Raw genomic sequence first — 17,693 nt, forward strand, 5'->3', positions numbered from 1 at the left:
TACCAAACCTCAGATATGACACCTAGAACGGATCACTTCCTCCATGACTTCAGCTTCCTGGCTCGCCGCCATGATCACGCCCGAGAACGACTTCGACGGCGCCCCGCTGCTCCGCAAGGAGTTCACCCTTGAGGATGGCCACGGCGCCGTGATGAAGGCGACGCTGCGGGCCACCGCCTTTGGCGTCTACGAGGCGTCCATCAACGGCGTCCCCGCGGGCCCGGATGTGCTTAGCCCGGGCTGGAGCTCCTACGAGTGGCGCCTCCGCCACCGCAGCTACGACGTCACCGCGCTCATCCGGCCCACCACCGTGATCGGGGTTGAGCTCGGCAACGGCTGGTACCGCGGCCGGCTTGCCTGGCACGGCATGTCCAACCTGTACGGCAGCGAGCTGGGTTTCTTCGGCCAGCTGGACATCGAGTTCGCCGACGGGCACGTCCAGTCCGTTGCTTCGGATGCGTCCTGGCAGGCCGGCCCGTCCGCCACCACCTTCAACGACCTTTACGACGGCCAAACCATCGACGCCCGCCGGCTCCAGCAGGGCTGGGCGGAGCCAGGCTTCGTGCCCGGCACCGGGTGGACCGGCGTGCGCGAAGTGGCGTTCGACACCGGGCGGCTGGTTGAGCCGGTGGGCCCGCCCGTGGTGCGTGCCGGCGCCGTCCGTCCCGTCCAGGTCTTCACCTCACCGACTGGCAAGACGCTGGTGGACTTCGGCCAGAACCTGGTGGGCTGGCTGCGGTTCACCGTGCAGGGCGAAGCGGGCCACGCCATCACCATCAGGCATGCCGAAGTGCTGGAGGACGGCGAACTGGGCGTCCGGCCGCTGCGCACAGCGAAGGCCGCGGACACGTTTGTCCTCTCCGGCGGCCCGGACTCCTTCGAGCCCACCAAGACCTTCCACGGCTTCCGCTACGCCGAGGTCACCGGCTGGCCCGGGGACCTGACGGTAGGCGACCTCGAAGCGGTGGTGGTCCACTCCGACCTGGAGCGCACCGGCACCTTTGAGTGCTCCAACGAACTCGTAAACCAGCTGCACCGCAACATCGTCTGGGGCCTGCGCGGCAACTTCCTTGACCTGCCCACGGACTGCCCGCAGCGCGACGAACGGCTCGGCTGGACCGGCGATATCGCCGTGTTCGCGCCCACCGCCGCCTACCTCTACGACGTCAAGGGCTTCCTGCAGGACTGGCTGCTGGACCTCGCAGCGGAGCAGAAGGCACAGGACGGTCTGGTCCCCATCACCGTGCCGGATGTCCTGAAGTACTGCCCGCAGCCGGCTGAATTCCCGGCCCCGGAATCCTCCGCGCTGTGGAGCGAGGCATCCGTCTGGGTGCCCTGGGCCCTGTGGGAGGCCTACGGTGACCTCAGCGTCCTCGAGAACCAGTACGAATCGATGGCTGCGCACACCCGCCGGGTGGAAGGCCTGCTCTCGCCCGCCGGGCTCTGGGACTCCGGCTTCCAGTTCGGTGACTGGCTCGATCCCGACGCCGCGCCGGACCAGCCGTGGGCAGCCAAGGCGGACACCGCCGTCGTGGCCACCGCCTGCATGTACCGGACCGCAATGCTCACAGCCCAGGCCGCAGGGCTGCTGGGGAAGCACGACGACGAGGCCTCCTTCGAGGCGCTCGCCGCCCGGGTGAGGAACGCCTTCGCCGGGCACTACGTAGCGGACGACGGCACCATCTCCAGCGACTGCACCACCGTCTACGCGCTGGCCATCGCCTTCGACGTCCTGCTGACCCCGGAGCTGCGGGAGTTCGCCGGCAACCGCCTGGCCGAACTGGTCCGGGACAACGGCTACCGGGTGTCCACCGGCTTCGCGGGAACCCCGTTCATCACCCACGCACTGACGGACACCGGGCACGTGGACGAGGCGTACCGGCTGCTGCTGGAGGAGGGCTGCCCGTCCTGGCTGTACCCGGTGACCATGGGCGCAACCACTGTCTGGGAACGCTGGGACTCCATGCTCCCGGACGGCACCATCAACCCCGGCGAAATGACCAGCTTCAACCACTACGCCCTGGGCGCCGTGGCGGACTGGATGCACAAGGCCATCGGCGGCATCCGCCCGCTGGAACCCGGCTACGCCCGCGTGCTCATCCAGCCGCAGCCGGGGGAGGGGATCAGCTGGGCCAAGACGTCCCTGAAGACTCCGCACGGCGAGGTCCGCGCAGCCTGGACGCTCGAGGGCGGCGAGTTCCGGCTTGAGGCGACCGTTCCCGACGGGGTGGCGGCCGACGTCGTCCTTCCGGATGGTGCGCGGCACGGCGTCACGGGCGGAACGCACCGCTTCGAAGCCCAGGTTGGCGTGCTGGTGAGGTAATTTCCGGCCGCGGGTACCGGAGGAGTGTTTTCCGGCACCTGCGGCTGTACAACGCTGTAGGCTGCCGGAATGAGCGACAGCCCGATCACGGTCGACTGGGAGACCGCACGCGCCACCAACCGGGACAACTGGGAAGACCGGGTGCCCCTGCACGAGGAAGCCTACGGACTCGGCGCGCTGGATGATCCCGGCTACCTGACCCCCATGGTGCGCACCGACCTGGAAGCGCTGGCGCCCTTCGTAGCGGAGGGGACTGTTGCCGGCCTGGACGTGTGCCACCTGCAGTGCCACATCGGGGCGGACACTGTGTCGCTGGCCCGTGCGGGTGCCCGGGTCACCGGCCTGGACTTCTCGCCGGCCGCCCTCGCCTCCGCTGCCGGCCTGGCGGAACGGCTGGGCCTGAACGTGGCGTGGGTGGAGGCGGATGTCCTGCAGGCGAGGTTGGCCGTTTCCGGCGACTTCGACGTCGTCTACACGAGCATCGGAACCATCACCTGGCTCCCGGACCTGGCGCAGTGGGCCTCCTAGGTGGCAGCGCTCCTCAAACCCGGCGGCACCTTCTACATCCGCGACGGCCATCCTGCCCTCTATGCCGTGGATGAGGACGCCAAGGGGCTGCAGCTCCGCTACCCGTACTTCAACCGCGGCGAAGCCCAGGTGTGGGACGAGGAGTCCACCTACGTGGGCGACGGAAAGGTGGCCCATTCCCGCACCTACCAGTGGGCGCATCCACTGTCCGACATCCTCAACTCCCTCATCGGCGCCGGGCTGCAGATCCTCCGCCTCGACGAAGGCACCACCCTGCCGTGGAAGTTCTCGCCCCGCATGGTGGACGTTCCGGACGGCTACGCGTGGCCGGACGCCGAACGGGACCTCGTCCCCTGCACCTACACCGTGGTTGCCCGCAAACCACAGGTGTGAATGCGCGGCAGCCGCTGATCTGCAACGATGTGCCACAGGACCAAAACCCAGGAGGACTCATGCCGTACACCGTGGATTTCAAGAACGTGTCCACCGTTGGCCTGGAATCATCGCCGGTAGTGGACGCCCTGGCCGGGCTGCGTGCCAACGAGGCACGCTATTACAAGAACAAGTACGACCACGACTTCACCGTCACCCCCGCCGAAGAGGATCCGGAGACGCTCGCGTACATCCACAACATCCTCGCCACTGAGCGGAACCTGGTGATTGCCTCAAAGCCGCTTGAAGTGTCTTCCTTCGAGGTGGACGGGCTGCGGATGGCGTACGTGTTCTACGAGTCCGGGCTGTCCATCAACGTGATGTATGGCATCGAGGAGGGCGGCAAGCGGGCGGTGGGATTCAAGCTGTCCGACGGCATGGAGGTGCCGGAGGAACTGGCGTCCAGCTTCAAGTTTGCGCGCCAGAAATCCAAGCTCGCGGGCACCATCCGCGGCTCCTACTTCGTGATCAAGGGACAGTACTGAGCCGGCAGGCCACCGCGGTGGATCCGTTGGCCATCGAATTGCCCTGCGCCGATCCCGGCCACGTCCTCTGGTACCGCGGGCCGGCGGAACAGTTCGTCGAGTCGCTGCCGGTGGGCAACGGACTCGCCGGTGCCACGCTGCGCGGCCTGGCCGGCGGCGAGCGCATCCAGCTCAACGAGGGCTCGGCCTGGTCCGGCCCCACGGACCGGTCCGCGCCGCTTTTGGACCCGGCCGAGGGGGCGGCAACGCTCCAGGCCGTCCGCGATGCCATCGACGCCGGTGACGTCCGGCGGGCGGAAGACCTGCTGATGGACTTCCAAAGCACTCATTCGCAGGCGTACCTTCCGTTCGCCGTACTGTCCGTCGAAGCTGCCGGCACCGTTGCCCCGGCAGAGGGCCCCACCCGGTGCCTCGATCTGCGAACCGGTGTCGCCGGGCACCGCTACCTCCTGGACGGTGCCGAGGCGCGCCACCGGACGTTCGCCTCCCACCCCGACGCCGTGATCGTGCACGACATCGCGTTCGGTGCGCCCGCCGACCTGCGGATCGGGATCTCGCCGGACAAAATCACCGCACGGGGCATGGACGCCGTCACACAGGACTGGGGAACGGAGCTCCGGCTGGGCGTGCTGCTTCCCGCTGACGTCGCGCCGTCCCATGAGCAGGCTGCCGAACCGGTCGTTTATGGTCCGGATTCCCGCGCCGGAGCGGTACACGCCGGCATTGTCACGGACGGCGACGCCGGCTTTGCGGACGGAGTCCTGGGCATCCGGGGCGCCACATTTGTCCGGATCGTTCTGGCGACGGGCACCGTGCTCAACCACCCTTCTGCCCGCCATGCCAACACCGCGGACGACGCCGATGCGCTGGCAAGGCTCCTCAGCGCACGGATCGCGGGGGTACTGAAGGAAGAAGCCTTTGAGCCGGCCATGGAGCGCCACCTCGCCGACCACGCCGGGCTCTACAGCCGCGTATCCCTGGAGCTCGGCGGCGGCTCGGCGGCCGCCGCAGGGAAGCCAACCGACGAGCGCATCCGCGCCTTTGAAACGGATAGGTCCGACTCTGCCCTGATGGCGCTGCTGTTCCACTACGGCCGGTACCTGCTGATCGCCTCCTCGCGGGAGGGCGGGTTCCCGGCCAACCTCCAGGGCATCTGGAACGAGCAGCTTCAGCCGCCCTGGAGCAGCAACTACACCATCAACATCAACACCCAGATGAACTACTGGCCCGCCCTCACAACCAACCTCGCGGAATGCCACGAACCGCTGCTCCGGCTGGTGGATACCCTCGCCCGCACCGGGACCGCGGCGGCAGGCCTGTACGGTGCCCGCGGCTGGGCGGCCCACCACAACACCGACCCCTGGGGCCACCCGTTCGCGGTGGGAGCCGGCAAGGGCAACGCGATGTGGGCCAGTTGGGCGATGGGCGGAACGTGGCTGGCAGACGCCGTGTGGCGGAACTACTCCTACACGGGGGACCTCGCGCGCCTCCAAGCGGCGTGGCCCGCTCTCGAAGGCGCGGCCCTCTTCGCACTGGACTGGATCATCGGCGAAGCTGACAGCGGAACTCACACGTCGCCGTCGACCTCTCCCGAAAACCGCTTTGTCGCGGACGACGGCGGCCCAGCGGCGGTGGGCAGGTCCGCCACCATGGACGTTTCCCTGCTCAGGGCGCTGTGCGCCTCGGTACGGCAGGCGGCGGCAGCGCTCGGTTCCCCGGTGCCGTGGCTCGATGACCTCGCCCGGAAGGTGGCGGCGCTTCCGCAACCCGCCATCGGCAGCCGCGGTGAAGTCCTCGAATGGTCCTTCCCAGCCACCGAACACGAGCCGGAACACCGCCACACCTCTCATTTGGCGGGGCTGTTCCCGCTGCAGGAATGGAGCCCGCAGGCCACTCCGGAACTGGCTGCCGCGGCAGCACGGACGCTGGAACTCCGTGGCCCGGAATCGACGGGCTGGGCCATGGCCTGGAGGCTCGGACTGTGGGCTCATCTGGGCGACGCCGGCAAAGCGGAGGAGAGCCTGCACCTCGCTTTGCGCGTGGCCGGGGACGGGCTGGCCGAACGCGGCGGGGTTTACCCCAACCTGTTCACCGCGCACCCGCCCTTCCAGATCGACGCCAACTTCGGAACGACGGCCGGCATCGCGGAGATGCTGGTGCAGTCGGACGCCGCCGCCATCCGGCTCCTCCCGGCACTGCCGGCCGCGTGGGGCGACGGATCGGTCAGGGGGCTGCGCGCCGTGGGCGGCATAGTCGTGGACCTTCGGTGGTCCGGCGGGGTCCTGGGGAGCGCCGTGCTCCGTTCGCCCGCGGACGTGGGGCGGGACATCGTGTGGGACGGGCGGCGCATCAGCGTTGAACTGGCCAGGGGAGAGGACCTCGAGCTCAGTGCTGGCAGCTTCGTGTAGCGGGCGGGCAGCTCGCCGGCCCGGACGTTCCGCCAGAATGCCTTCCAAAGGGTGAAACCGGCCCGGCCGTGACGTGGCTGCAGGCAGCAGGATGGCTGGATGCAGACCAACCCCATCCTGTCCGGATTTAACCCCGATCCCAGCATCGTCAGCACCCCGGACGGCTACTACCTGGCCACGTCCTCCTTTGAATACCTGCCGGGCCTGCCGATCTATCACAGCAAGGACCTTGGGGACTGGGAGCTGGTGGGGCACGTGGCCACCCGCGAGGAGCAGGTCCGGCTCGCCAACGTCCCCACACCCGGAGGCGTCTGGGCGCCCACCCTCCGCTACCGTGACGGCGTCTTCTACCTGATCGTGTCCGTCTTCCTCGGCGGCCGGGGCTGCGTGGTGTTCACGGCCACCGACCCCGCCGGTCCCTGGAGCGATGGCACCGCCATCGAGGCGGTGGACGGCATCGACCCGGACCTCGCGTGGGGTGCAGACGGCACCGCTTATGTCACCTTCGCCCGCCATCCCGACGCGATCCAGCAGGTGCGGGTGGATCTCGCAACCGGAGAAGCGCTTGAGCAGCCCCGCGCGCTATGGCCCGGCAGCGGCCTGTATTCGCCGGAAGGGCCGCACCTCTACCACCGCGGCGGCTGGTGGTACCTGATCGCTGCGGAGGGTGGGACGGACAGGGGCCACGCCGTCACCGTGGCACGGTCACGCCGCCCGGACGGGCCCTTCGAGTCAGCGCCGCACAACCCCGTCCTCACCGCGGCCGGCACTGGATCGCCAGTCCAGAACACCGGGCACGCGGACCTGGTGGAGCTGCCCGACGGCGGAACGGCCATGGTCCTGCTGGGCGTCCGTCCGGTAGGGCTCACCCAGGCATTTTCACCCTTGGGCCGGGAGGCCTTCCTCACCGGTGTGGAGTGGAAAGACGGGTGGCCTCACGCTCAGCTGCCCGTTGTGGGCGCGACGCGGCCGGAACAGGTGGAGTACGACTTCACCCACGGTGCAGGCCCGGACCACCCCGCCTGGATCGCGGTCCGCAGGATGCCCGCCGAATTCACGGCGCCGACGTCCAAGGGCCTCCTGATCGCCGGCGACGGGAGCACCATGGGTTCGCCCCGGCCCTGTTTCCTCGCCCAGCGCCAGCGCCACCTCGGCATGGAATTCCGGGCCGTGCTCAGCGTGGCCACGGGCAGCGGGGGCGTGGCCGTTCGGAACGCCGAGGACAACTGGTTCGGCATCGAAGCCTGCCAAGGGCAGGGCCAGGACTGCGACGGCGTCAGGATCACCGCGCGTGCCGTCGTCGCCGGCTTTGACCGGACGTGGGAGGCGACGGTCCCGTCCGGCGACGTGGAGCTGGCCATCGTGGCCAGCCCGCCGCCGTCGGACTTCAGCGCCGGTGCCGTGGGTGGCGACAGGATCCGCCTTACCGCCCGTTCCGCCCGGGCTGGCGGGAGCCCGGAGGAGGTGCTGCTGGCCGAGCTCGACGGGCGGCATTGGGCCTTCGAGACTGCCAAGGCCTTCACCGGGAGGGCGTTCGGCGTCTACGCCGCTGACGGTGAGGTCCTGGTCCGCCGGGTGTCCTACCGCGGCGAAGACTGACCGCTTCAGCACGGCGCCCGATGGCCACCGCTAGATGGCGACGGCACCCTGCCGTGCGGGTGCGACGGCGGATGCCGTGCATGCCGCGTAAGGCTCAGCAGTGTATGGCTCAACGATGTGGGGCTGAGCGGCATAGGACTCGGCCGCATAGGCTTCAACCCCTCGCGCCTCAACGGGGTGCGGTCCACTGATGCGCGGCTCGATGACGGCGAGCTGGCCGGTGGTGTCCGGGACGCCGGGCAGCTGCACCGCGGGAGCGTCACTGCCGGCAGAGCCGCCGGCGGCGCGCATGCGAAGAAGCGCCACGGCGGAAATGAGGCACCAGGCAACGTTCGTGGCCACGGAAGGCCACGCGCCGTGGAAGGCGCCGTTGATGATGAATGCGGACGCGCCCACGAGGTTCGCGGTCTGGAAAGCCTTGCCGGCCTTCAGCCACCCCATGGATACGCTCAGATATGCACTGAGGATGGCGACGGCGCCGGCCCAACCGGCAATTTCCCATAGCGGTTCCATGGTGTCCTTTCTGAAATCGTTACCTAACGGCAATTGTCGGGGCCGGAGGAGGTGTAGTTCAATTGCATTCTTCTGAAGACCAGGTTTAGAACGGCTTAACTTGAATCTCGACCCGCGCCGCTTGCTGGTGCTGCTGGCCGTTGCCCGGACGGGCGGTGTCCTCGCGGCGGCCGATGAGCTGAGGATCACGCCCTCTGCGGTGTCCCAGCAACTGAGCAAACTGGAGCACGAAACGGGGCAGGCGCTGCTGCTGCGGACGCCGAAGGGTTCGGTGCTGACACCCGCCGGCCTGGCGATGGCAGAGGCGGGCGAAGAGATCGAGCGCGCCCTCACCGTGGCGCGCGCACGGATGGAAAGCGGAGCCACCATCGAAGGGGTAGTGCGCATCGGCGGGTTCACCAGCTTCGTGCGGTCAGTGGTGATCCCGAGGCTCCCCGAATGGCGGAACCAGTTCCCCCAGCTGCAGATCCGGATCGTGGAGGACGACTATCCCGACCTGATGCGGCTGCTCCGCCAACGCCAGCTCGATGCCGTGGTGGTGGAGCTGGACTCGACCACGGCGGAGCAGCGCACACTCGCGGCCGGGATGATCGAGGAGCCGCTCCTGGACGAACCATGGAAACTGGTGGTCCCCACCGGGGCGCTGCTGACCACCGAAAACGTGGACCTTGGCCGGCTCCCGCTTCCGTGGCTGGGCGTCGAGCAATCAGCAGCCAACGCCGCCGTGATCGGACGGCTCCGCCACTCGACGGGCGCCCACATCGAAACGGTTCACCAGTACCAGGAAACCCTGACGGCGCTCGCGCTTGTCGCCGCGGGCGAAGGGGCGGCGATCGTCCCCACCCTGGCCCTGGCCGGGGTGGTCCAGGACGGCGTGGAAGTCCTGGACGTTCCCGGGCTGGGAACCCGGCGCATCGTCCTGCGGCGGTTCGCGGGGCGCCGGCCGGCCAGCACCCCGCTGGATACCGTTGCCCGGCTGCTGCGTGAATCAGCGGCCGCGTTCGATACCCGGTCTGCCTCCTGATCGGCCCACAGGACCCACGCCGTTGACCGCCTGAAGCGGCGTGGGTACTGTGAGCGCACCATCCGCGCCGCTGGCGAATCCCAAGGGCCCACTGGCGTAGCCGGTACCGGGAGCGGATGGGGGTCCGGGCGCGCCGGCGGAAGGAGGACCGTGTCGTTCTTCCAGCTTTCGCTGATCGCTGCCGTCGCACTCCTCGGACCACTGCTGGCATTCCCGCGGAAATGGCACCTGCCCATGGTGCTGGGGCAGCTGCTGGCCGGCATCGCCGTTGGGCGCACCGGCCTGGGCCTGGTGGATTCCTCCGACCCGACGTTCACGTTCGTGGCGGACGTGGGGTTCGCCCTCATCATGTTCGTGGCAGGCACGCACGTGCCGGTGCGGGACCGGGCCATCCGCCCTGCCCTGGCCGGCGGCGCGCTCCGGGCGGCCATCGCCGCAGCGCTCGCGGCCGGAGTCGGAACCGCCATTGCCTTCGTCTTCGGCACCGGCCACGCTCCGCTCTACATCGTCCTGCTCGCGTCGTCGTCGGCGGCCCTCGTCCTGCCGATCATTGATTCCCTGCGGCTGGCCGGTCCAAAGGTCCTCACCACCACGGCACAGGTCGCCGTGGCAGACATCGCCTGCATCGTGGCGCTGCCGCTCGCCGTGGACCCGCCCAACGCTGCGCGGGCGGCGGTGGGGGCGGCCGCCGTCGCGGCCTGTTCGGTGGCGTTGTTCTTCGTGCTCCGCTGGCTGGAGCTCAGCGGCACCCGCGGGCGGGTGCATGACGTGTCCGAGGACCGGAAGTTCGCCCTTGAACTCCGGATCCAGCTGGCCCTGCTCTTCGCCCTCTCAGGTTTGGCCGTAGCAGGTCATGTGTCCGTGATGCTGGCCGGATTCTCCTTTGGCCTGGTGGTGGCGGCCGTGGGTGAACCCCGGCGGCTGGCGCATCAGCTCTTCGCAGTGAGCGACGGCTTCCTCGGGCCCGTGTTCTTCGTCTGGCTGGGCGCATCGCTGGACCTGCGGGCCCTCGCCGGCACCCCCGGAATGGTCCTCCTCGGGCTCTGCCTCGGAGCAGGAACCCTGGTGGTCCACGGCAGCCTGCGCCTGCTCGGCCAGCCGCTGCCACTCGCGGTGCTCTCGGCATCCCAGCTGGGCGTGCCGGTTGCTGCCGCCGCCATCGGCACCCAGCTGAACCTGCTGGAGCCGGGCGAAGCCTCGGCGTTGATCCTGGGCGCCCTGATCACCATCGGGGCCAGCGCCGCCGCGGGTTCACGGGCGGCCCGCACGTTTGCCCGGAAGGCCCCGGCCACGGCGGGCTAGGCGGCTACCCCCGCGAGTGCGTCCGCACGTCCGCGCTGACCGTTGCCTGGTGCCCCAGGTTCCTGGACACGGCGCGGGCGGCGGCACGGACCGCCGGCGCCAACACGTTCGGTGGCGTGGAGCCGTCCGGAACCACGATGGACAGGGCAGCCACCACCGAACCCTGCGCATCGAAGACCGGCGACGCCACGGACACCGTCATGGACGGGTGGCTGCGCCGGATCATGGCGATTCCGGTGCGGCGCACGTCGGAGAGGGTCCGCCGCAGCTGCCCCTCGGGCATCTCCGCCACACCCGGTTCCTTCTCCGGCGGTTTGGCCATGATGGCCTCCTGGAACTGCTGGTCCGCGCCCGCCAGCAGCACCAGCCCCACGGCGGTGGACCGCAGCGGCGCCCGGCCGCCCACCCGGTACGCGACCTCGGTGGCGTCCTTGGACGAGAGCCGCTCGATCAGCACCGCCTGCTCGTTGTCCCGCACGGCCAGCAGGACGTGGTGGCGCGTGACCTCGAAAAGGTCCTCGAGGTACGGCAGCGCGATCTCGCGCACGCCGTGCCCGCGCGGTGACAGGGATGCCACCTCCCAGAGCCTGACCCCCACGACGTAGCGGCCGTCGTCGAGCCTCTCCAGGGCACCCCACGCCACCAGCCGGGAGATCAGGCGCAGCGCGGTGGGCGCGGGCATGTCCGCGTGGCGGGCGAGCTCCGAGAGGGTCAGCGCCCGGCGGCGGTCCGAAAAGACGGCCAGCAGGCTCAGCGCCCGGTCAATGACGGGTTCGCCCTGCTTGGGCCGTTTGCCGCGGGCAGGCGCGGCGTTGGGGGTATCCGTGTCCGGAGTGAGGGTCATGGCAGTGGTTCCTAGCGCCGTTGGCAGAGCTACGGCCCACAGCGGCACCGTGAGCTGAACCACAATACTATTCCAACCATTGAAAGCCGCCTATGAGGGCAAGGCACAGCCAACCAAGCTTGAATTCCCAGCACCACCACCTCCAGGAGTCCTGCCGCATGTCAGCCCCCACCCGGCTCCGGGCCGAACACCTGAGCGAAGCCATGGGCCTGGCCGTCCGGGAGCCCCGCCTCAGCTGGACGCCGCCCGCCGGAACCACGGGTCAGACCGCGTACCGGATCACAGCCTCGAACGGCTGGGACACCGGACGGATCGCGTCCGCGGAGTCCAGCGGCATCGCCTACAGCGGACCGGCCCTGGATTCCCGCAGCCGGTTCGAGTGGCGGGTGCGCACCTGGGACGTCACCGCCGGCGGCACGGAAACCGCCAGTGATTGGTCCCAACCCATGCCTGTGGAACTGGGCCTCCTGCACCCCTCGGACTGGACGGCGCAGTGGATCGGCCCCGGTGAGGAGGCGGTCAACGAACCAGGCGAGCGCCCGGGTTACGCACTCACCAGGACCTTCACGCTGCCGGCGGCCCCGGAGAGGGCCCGCACCTACGCCACCGCCCACGGCATCTACGAACTCTTCATCAACGGCCAACGCGTGGGCGACCAGCAGCTCACTCCCGGCTCCACCAGCTACAACACCACCCTCCAGGTCCAGGCCTACGACGTCACCGCCCTGCTCGCCGCGGGCCTCAACAGCCTCCGCGCCGTCCTCACCGACGGCTGGTACCGCGGTACCTTCGGGTACACGCGCGACGCCGACATGTACGGCACGCACACGGCATTCCTCGCCCAGCTTGAGCTTGAGCTGGAGTCCGGGGCGGGACGGCTGGTCATCGGCACCGACGCTTCGTGGCTGGCGTCCGCCACGGAAGTCACCAGCGCGGACCTCATGGCGGGGCAGCATGTTGATTTCCGGGCGGCCGACGGCGGCGAGTCACCCCGGGCAGGCGACCGTGGGAAAGGTGCGCGCGCACCAGGTCTTCTGCCAGCGCCGCCGCGGGCCGCCGTCGTGCGTTCCGGCAGCTTCGACGCACTCACCGGGCCCCTCGCCCCGCCCACGCGGGTGACGGCGGAGCTGGCGCCGGTGTCCATCACGCGGCTGCCCAGCGGACACCAGGTGGTGGACTTCGGCCAGAACATCCACGGCTGGATCCGCTTGGCTGCACTTGGCGCGCCGGGCGAAACCGTCACCCTCGAGTACGGCGAAGTACTCGGTCCGGATGGCGAGGTCACCCGGGACCACCTGCGCCCGCACGACTTCCGCGCGCCCGGGGCCTTCCGGGACGCCGGGCAGGTGGACACCGTGACCGCCTCCGGCGCCGCGGGCGAAGTCTTTGAGCCCCGGCACACCACGCACGGATTCCAGTTCGTCTCGGTCCAGGGCCTCACCGCGGACCTTCACCAGGGGGACATCACTGCCTGCCTGGTGCGGACCGACCTGGAGCGCATCGGCTCGTTCCACTGCAGCGACGGGCGGCTGAACAAGCTCCACGAAATTGTGGAGTGGAGCTTCCTGGGCAACTCCTGCGAGGTCCCCACCGACTGCCCGCAGCGCGAAAAGGCGGGCTGGACCGGGGACTGGCAGCTGTTCGTCCCCACCGCCGCGTACCTGTATGACGTCACCGGGTTCACCCGCAAATGGCTGCGGGACGTCCGCGCCGACCAGTGGGGCAACGGGGTCATCGCCAACATCTCGCCGTCGCCCGGCCCTGCCGTCACCTCGGCCGAATTCATGGGCTTCACCAACGGTTCCTCCGGCTGGGGCGACGCGATCGTCATGGTGCCCTGGGAAATCTACCTGGCCACCGGGGACGCCTCGATCCTCGCTGAAAACTGGGCGGCCATGAACCGGTGGCTGGGCTTCGTCCGGACCACCGCCGCAACGCAGCGGCACACCCGACGCTCGGCGCAGGCGCCTGTCCCTGCCGCCCACGAGAAGTTCCTGTGGGACACCGGCTTCCACTTCGGCGAATGGATGGAACCGGACGGGCCCGAGCCGGACCTGTTCGCCGCCCGCACCGCGGACAACGGCATCGTGGCTACCGCCTACTACCGGCACACCACGGACCTGATGGCCCGCATCGCCGGGGTGCTGGGGTTGGCGGAGGAAGCAGCCCACCTCGCCGAACTCTCGGACGACATCCGGGACGCCTGGGCAACGGAATACCTTGACGCGTCCGGCCGGGTCACCGTAGCCAGCCAGGCCAACTGCGTCCGGGCACTGGCGTTCGGCCTGGTTAGCCCGGAACACCGCCCCACCGTCACCGCACAGCTGGTGGAACTGATCCGCGAAGCCGGCACCCACCTGGGCACCGGCTTCCTGGCCACCCCGTACCTGCTCCCGGTCCTGGCCGGCAACGGCCACCTGGGCCTTGCCTATGAACTGCTGATGCAGGACTCGGAGCCGTCCTGGCTGGCCATGGTGGACCGCGGCGCCACCACGGTCTGGGAACTGTGGAACGGCATCGACGCCGCCGGCACGGCGCACCAGTCGCTGAACCACTACAGCAAGGGCGCCGTGGTCTCCTTCCTGCACCGCTACACCGCCGGGCTGCGGCAGGCCCCCGGCAGCGCCGGCTGGAACCGGGTCGTCATCGAACCGCGCCCCGGTGCCGGCATCACCTCCGCCGCCACCTCCCACCACGGGCCGCACGGCCAGATCACCGTGGCCTGGACCCTGTCGAAGAGTGCTTGGGCGCCGGGTGGAATGACGGACGACGGCGTGCTGACGCTCACCGCGGACATCCCCTCCGGCACCACCGCCGAGGTGCTGCTGCCCGGGGAGCCTGCCGCCGTCGTGGGGCCCGGACACCATACTTTCGCCGCCGCCACCGGCGGGGACACCGCACACCCCGAGCTGATGAGGAGCACACTATGACAGTGGACCGCGCTACCGACGTACTTGACCCTTCCCGCCCTGACGTTTCCCGGCCGGGAAACAGGGACGTCCCGCCGTTCCCCTTGTACGACGCACCCGGCACTCCGGAGGCCGTCTCGGACACGTCGTCCGTGCACCGCGAGGTCACCTATGCGCGCGCCATCGGCTTCCGCCCCCTCAAATTGGACATCTGGCTGCCACGCCAGGCATCCGGCCCGACGCCGCTGGTGCTGTGGGTGCACGGCGGCGCCTTCCAGCTGGGGGACCGGCGTGAACTGCCGCCCACCTTCGCGCCGGATTCGGTCTTCAGGCTCCTGAACGAGGCCGGCATCGCCTGCGCCACAGCGGACTACCGGCATTCGCTGGAGGCGCCGTTCCCGGCCCAGCTCCACGACCTGAAGGCCGCTTTGCGCTACCTCCGCGAGTTTTCCGCCCACCTGAATATCGATCCGGACAGGTTCGGCGCCTGGGGCGAGTCCGCCGGCGGGCACCTTGTTGCGCTGCTGGGGCTCACCGGCAACCGCCCCGAAATGAATGGCGGCCTCGGCGCGCAGGGGCACCCCACCGGCGTCAGCGCCGTCGTCGACTTCTACGGCGTGTCCTCCCTGGCGGACATCCCGCCCATGCAGGTCCCGGAGGGCCTGTTCCCGCCCGCGCTCACCGCGGCGGTTCCACCCGGCATGACGCTGCAGCCGGAATACATGCTGGTGGGCGGCTCGGACGCCCCGGACCTGCTGGCAGCGGCCAGCCCCGTCAGCTACGTGACGGCCGGCGCCGCGCCTTTCCTGCTGGTCCACGGCGACAGCGACGGATTGGTTCCGCATTCCCAGACTGACCTGCTGGCAGCCGCGCTCGCGGAGGCCGGCGTGGAACACGAGGTGGTCACCATCAAAGACGCCGACCACTGCTTTTTCGGCGCCGAGGACCAGATGGACGCCATCCTGGCCCTCGCCGTCGGCTACTTCTCCCGGAAGCTGGGAACACCATGACGCCCCGCGAAACAGCCCGGCAGGCAGCCCGGCAGCTGCCCGGAGCCCCGGCCGCCGGGTTTGCCGAATACCTTGCCTCGCCGGAAGGCCCCAGGTTCCTGAACGAGGACGCCGAGCGGTCGCCTGGCCCCGACGTTCCCATCCGCACGGTGACAGCCGACGGGCGGCACGGTCCCGTGGCCATCCGGATCTACGGCGAAGCCACCGGGACGGACACCCCGGCCCTGGTGTGGCTGCACGGCGGCGGCTTCGTCAGCGGCAGCGTGGACATCCCCGAATCGGACTACCTGGCCCGGGTGCTGGCGGATTTGGGGACACCGGTGCTGTCCGTGGATTACCGGCTGGCGCGCGACGGCGTGTCCTACCCCATCCCGCACGATGACGCCCTGGCCGGCTGGTTCTGGGCCCGCGAGAACGCCATCTCGCTGGGGCTGGACCCGGAGCTGCTGTGCCTGGGCGGCGCCGGCGCGGGCGGCAACCTGGCCGTGGGCGCCGCGCTCTACCTGATCGATGCCGGCAAGCCGCTGCCCGCCAAGCTCCTGCTGGCCTACCCCTTCCTGCACGCCGAACTCCCGCCGCCGGCCGCCGGCTTGGACGAGGAGGTCATGGCGGGCCTGCCCCGGCACCTGCGGTTCACCCTGGAGGACTGCATCCGGACGGCCGAGAACTACGTGGGCGGCCCGGTCAGCATGGCGCCGTCCTACGCGATGCCCGGGTACGCGGACCCTGCAGGACTCCCGCCAACGGCCCTTCTTGCCTGCGAGTACGACGACGCCCGAGGGTCCGCCGAGCTCTTCGCCGCCAGCCTGGAACAGGCCAAAGTCCCCGTGACCTACTTCCTCGCCGAGGGCGGAGTGCACGGGCACCTGAACCACACGGCCGGGCTGCCCGAAGGCAAGGCCGCGCTGGACTTCCTGGCGGGCGAACTCCGGTCCGCGGGGGAGCGGTAGCCAGCCCCTGCCTTACCAGCTGCTGACCTTAGGATGGAACAAAACCGCAGGCCAGCAGGGAGCCCCGCCATGTCCGACGATCCGTCCACCGAGCGGGAAAGCACCCGGAGCCGGAGGTTTTTCAGCCGCGCCAGGGACTGGGCGCTCCCCGTGGCGGTGGTGCTGGTCGCTGCAGGCATCGGCGCGGCCGGCATCTCCAGCGGGCTGGCCAACCGGGACCGCCCCGCCGGGGAAACGCCGGCAACCACTGCCGCCCCGGCAGACCTTTCCTCCTGCCCGGTGACGGACGGGAAAACCCTCGCGCCGGCGTCGGGCGTCCTTTTCGGCATCAACTCGGACCTGGACACCAAACCGCTGTCCACCTATGCAGCGGAACTTGGCCATAAACCGGCCGTGGCCGTGTCCTACCTCGACTTTCCCTACGGTGACCAGGACCGGGACCGGCTCAAGGACACCGCCGCGAAGGTCCGGGCGGACGGGCGCATCCTGTTGCTCACCCTCGAACCGAACCGGGACCTCGGATCCGTCACGCCGGAGGTTGCCGCCACGCTGGCACAGGACCTGTCCGGCATCAACGCCGGCGGCGTTCCCGCGATTGTCCGCTTCGGGCACGAGATGAACGGCTTCTGGTTCCCCTGGGCGCAGCAGCCGCTCGAATACAAGGCGGCCTTCACCCGGGTGGCGGACGCGGTCCACGCCGGTGCGCCGGGTTCAGCCATGATGTGGGCGCCGTCCTACGCCGGCGGGTACGCCTACCCGGGCCGGCAGTACGGCGTGGAGGCTGGCTCGGCGGACTTCGCCGCCCTGGACACGAACAGCGACGGCGCACTCAACACGGCGGACGACCCCTACGCCCCGTACTACCCGGGCGACGACGCGGTGGACTGGGTGGGCCTGTCCCTGTTCCACTGGGGATCCACCTACCCGTGGGGCGACAACGAGGTGCCCGAAGCGGGCAAGTTCGCCGAGCAGCTCACCGGGAACTACAACGGTGCCAACGGGGACGAGCGCTCCCTTCCGGACTTCTACGCTGAGTACGCCGTGAACCATAACAAGCCGCTGGCCATTCCGGGAACGGCCGCCCTCTACAACCCCGGTGCCGGCGGCGCCGCTGAGGCCGGAATCAAGCAGGCCTGGTGGCAGCAGGTCTTCAGCCCGAAAACCCGTGAGCAGTTCCCGCAGCTGAAAATGCTCAACTGGTTCGAATGGGACAAGGACGAGGCGGAGGTGGGCGGCCGGATCGACTGGACCGTCACCAGCACCCCGGCCATCCGTGACTCCTTCGCCGCCGCCCTGCCGGGCTGGCTGGAATACGGCGGCGGCACCGGCTGCGGCACCGGCGGGTCCTAGGAACCGCAGCCGCCCA

At 69.7% G+C, this 17,693-nt stretch carries 14 protein-coding genes; 12 read left to right on the top strand and 2 right to left on the bottom strand.

The window, feature by feature from the left end:
* Positions 1-43 precede the first annotated feature (43 nt).
* From ACP3TD_RS02740 to ACP3TD_RS02765, 6 genes are all read left to right on the top strand, one after another.
* Positions 44-2,323, top strand: coding sequence for a family 78 glycoside hydrolase catalytic domain (locus ACP3TD_RS02740; RefSeq protein ID WP_426765258.1), 2,280 nt, complete (start codon positions 44-46; stop codon positions 2,321-2,323).
* Positions 2,324-2,392: 69 nt separating this feature from the next.
* A complete protein-coding gene (locus ACP3TD_RS02745; RefSeq protein WP_426765259.1) occupies positions 2,393-2,851 on the top strand; it encodes a class I SAM-dependent methyltransferase in 459 nt (152 codons plus the stop codon).
* Complete coding sequence (locus ACP3TD_RS02750) at positions 2,852-3,244, top strand: hypothetical protein (RefSeq protein WP_426765260.1); 393 nt, start codon at positions 2,852-2,854, stop codon at positions 3,242-3,244.
* A 59-nt stretch (positions 3,245-3,303) separates the two neighbouring features.
* Positions 3,304-3,768, top strand: a complete 465-nt coding sequence (locus ACP3TD_RS02755; RefSeq protein WP_426765261.1) for a phage tail protein — start codon at positions 3,304-3,306, stop codon at positions 3,766-3,768.
* Between the two features lie 17 nt (positions 3,769-3,785).
* On the top strand, positions 3,786-6,176 hold the full coding sequence (locus ACP3TD_RS02760) for a glycosyl hydrolase family 95 catalytic domain-containing protein (RefSeq protein ID WP_426765263.1): 2,391 nt from the start codon (positions 3,786-3,788) through the stop codon (positions 6,174-6,176).
* Positions 6,177-6,275: 99 nt separating this feature from the next.
* Positions 6,276-7,775, top strand: a complete 1,500-nt coding sequence (locus ACP3TD_RS02765) for a family 43 glycosylhydrolase (protein ID WP_426765264.1) — start codon at positions 6,276-6,278, stop codon at positions 7,773-7,775.
* 30 nt (positions 7,776-7,805) lie between these two features.
* On the opposite strand, the gene ACP3TD_RS02770 is transcribed toward ACP3TD_RS02765, so the two are convergent.
* A complete protein-coding gene (locus ACP3TD_RS02770) occupies positions 7,806-8,288 on the bottom strand; it encodes a CBU_0592 family membrane protein (protein ID WP_426765266.1) in 483 nt (160 codons plus the stop codon).
* Between the two features lie 100 nt (positions 8,289-8,388).
* Between ACP3TD_RS02770 and ACP3TD_RS02775 the strand changes: the two genes are divergently transcribed.
* Positions 8,389-9,312: a LysR family transcriptional regulator gene (locus ACP3TD_RS02775; RefSeq protein WP_426765268.1), complete on the top strand. Its 924-nt coding sequence runs from the start codon at positions 8,389-8,391 to the stop codon at positions 9,310-9,312.
* A gap of 150 nt (positions 9,313-9,462) precedes the next feature.
* Positions 9,463-10,614, top strand: coding sequence for a cation:proton antiporter (locus ACP3TD_RS02780; RefSeq protein ID WP_426765269.1), 1,152 nt, complete (start codon positions 9,463-9,465; stop codon positions 10,612-10,614).
* Between the two features lie 4 nt (positions 10,615-10,618).
* On the opposite strand, the gene ACP3TD_RS02785 is transcribed toward ACP3TD_RS02780, so the two are convergent.
* Positions 10,619-11,458, bottom strand: a complete 840-nt coding sequence (locus ACP3TD_RS02785; RefSeq protein WP_426765270.1) for an IclR family transcriptional regulator — start codon at positions 11,456-11,458, stop codon at positions 10,619-10,621.
* Positions 11,459-11,616: 158 nt separating this feature from the next.
* On the opposite strand from ACP3TD_RS02785, the gene ACP3TD_RS02790 reads away from it, so the two are divergent.
* From ACP3TD_RS02790 to ACP3TD_RS02805, 4 genes are all read left to right on the top strand, one after another.
* Positions 11,617-14,388, top strand: coding sequence for a family 78 glycoside hydrolase catalytic domain (locus ACP3TD_RS02790; RefSeq protein ID WP_426765271.1), 2,772 nt, complete (start codon positions 11,617-11,619; stop codon positions 14,386-14,388).
* A complete protein-coding gene (locus ACP3TD_RS02795) occupies positions 14,385-15,377 on the top strand; it encodes an alpha/beta hydrolase fold domain-containing protein (RefSeq protein ID WP_426765272.1) in 993 nt (330 codons plus the stop codon). The genes ACP3TD_RS02790 and ACP3TD_RS02795 overlap by 4 nt, the downstream gene beginning before the upstream one ends.
* Positions 15,374-16,327 (top strand): alpha/beta hydrolase, encoded by a 954-nt coding sequence (locus tag ACP3TD_RS02800; protein ID WP_426765273.1) that lies wholly within the window; start codon positions 15,374-15,376, stop codon positions 16,325-16,327. The genes ACP3TD_RS02795 and ACP3TD_RS02800 overlap by 4 nt, the downstream gene beginning before the upstream one ends.
* Before the next feature lie 69 nt (positions 16,328-16,396).
* Positions 16,397-17,677, top strand: coding sequence for a glycoside hydrolase family 26 protein (locus ACP3TD_RS02805; RefSeq protein WP_426765274.1), 1,281 nt, complete (start codon positions 16,397-16,399; stop codon positions 17,675-17,677).
* Positions 17,678-17,693: the final 16 nt, after the last annotated feature.

Origin of the sequence: Pseudarthrobacter sp. 1G09 (genome assembly GCF_050038305.1) — a bacterium.
GTDB lineage: Bacteria > Actinomycetota > Actinomycetes > Actinomycetales > Micrococcaceae > Arthrobacter > Arthrobacter equi.

Coding starts and splice junctions, on each gene's coding strand:
- ACP3TD_RS02740 (WP_426765258.1), top strand. CDS start 44: ATGACTTCAGCTTCCTGGCTCGCCGCCATGATCACGCCCGAGAACGAC.
- ACP3TD_RS02745 (WP_426765259.1), top strand. CDS start 2,393: ATGAGCGACAGCCCGATCACGGTCGACTGGGAGACCGCACGCGCCACC.
- ACP3TD_RS02755 (WP_426765261.1), top strand. CDS start 3,304: ATGCCGTACACCGTGGATTTCAAGAACGTGTCCACCGTTGGCCTGGAA.
- ACP3TD_RS02765 (WP_426765264.1), top strand. CDS start 6,276: ATGCAGACCAACCCCATCCTGTCCGGATTTAACCCCGATCCCAGCATC.
- ACP3TD_RS02770 (WP_426765266.1), bottom strand. CDS start 8,288: ATGGAACCGCTATGGGAAATTGCCGGTTGGGCCGGCGCCGTCGCCATC.
- ACP3TD_RS02785 (WP_426765270.1), bottom strand. CDS start 11,458: ATGACCCTCACTCCGGACACGGATACCCCCAACGCCGCGCCTGCCCGC.
- ACP3TD_RS02790 (WP_426765271.1), top strand. CDS start 11,617: ATGTCAGCCCCCACCCGGCTCCGGGCCGAACACCTGAGCGAAGCCATG.
- ACP3TD_RS02795 (WP_426765272.1), top strand. CDS start 14,385: ATGACAGTGGACCGCGCTACCGACGTACTTGACCCTTCCCGCCCTGAC.
- ACP3TD_RS02800 (WP_426765273.1), top strand. CDS start 15,374: ATGACGCCCCGCGAAACAGCCCGGCAGGCAGCCCGGCAGCTGCCCGGA.
- ACP3TD_RS02805 (WP_426765274.1), top strand. CDS start 16,397: ATGTCCGACGATCCGTCCACCGAGCGGGAAAGCACCCGGAGCCGGAGG.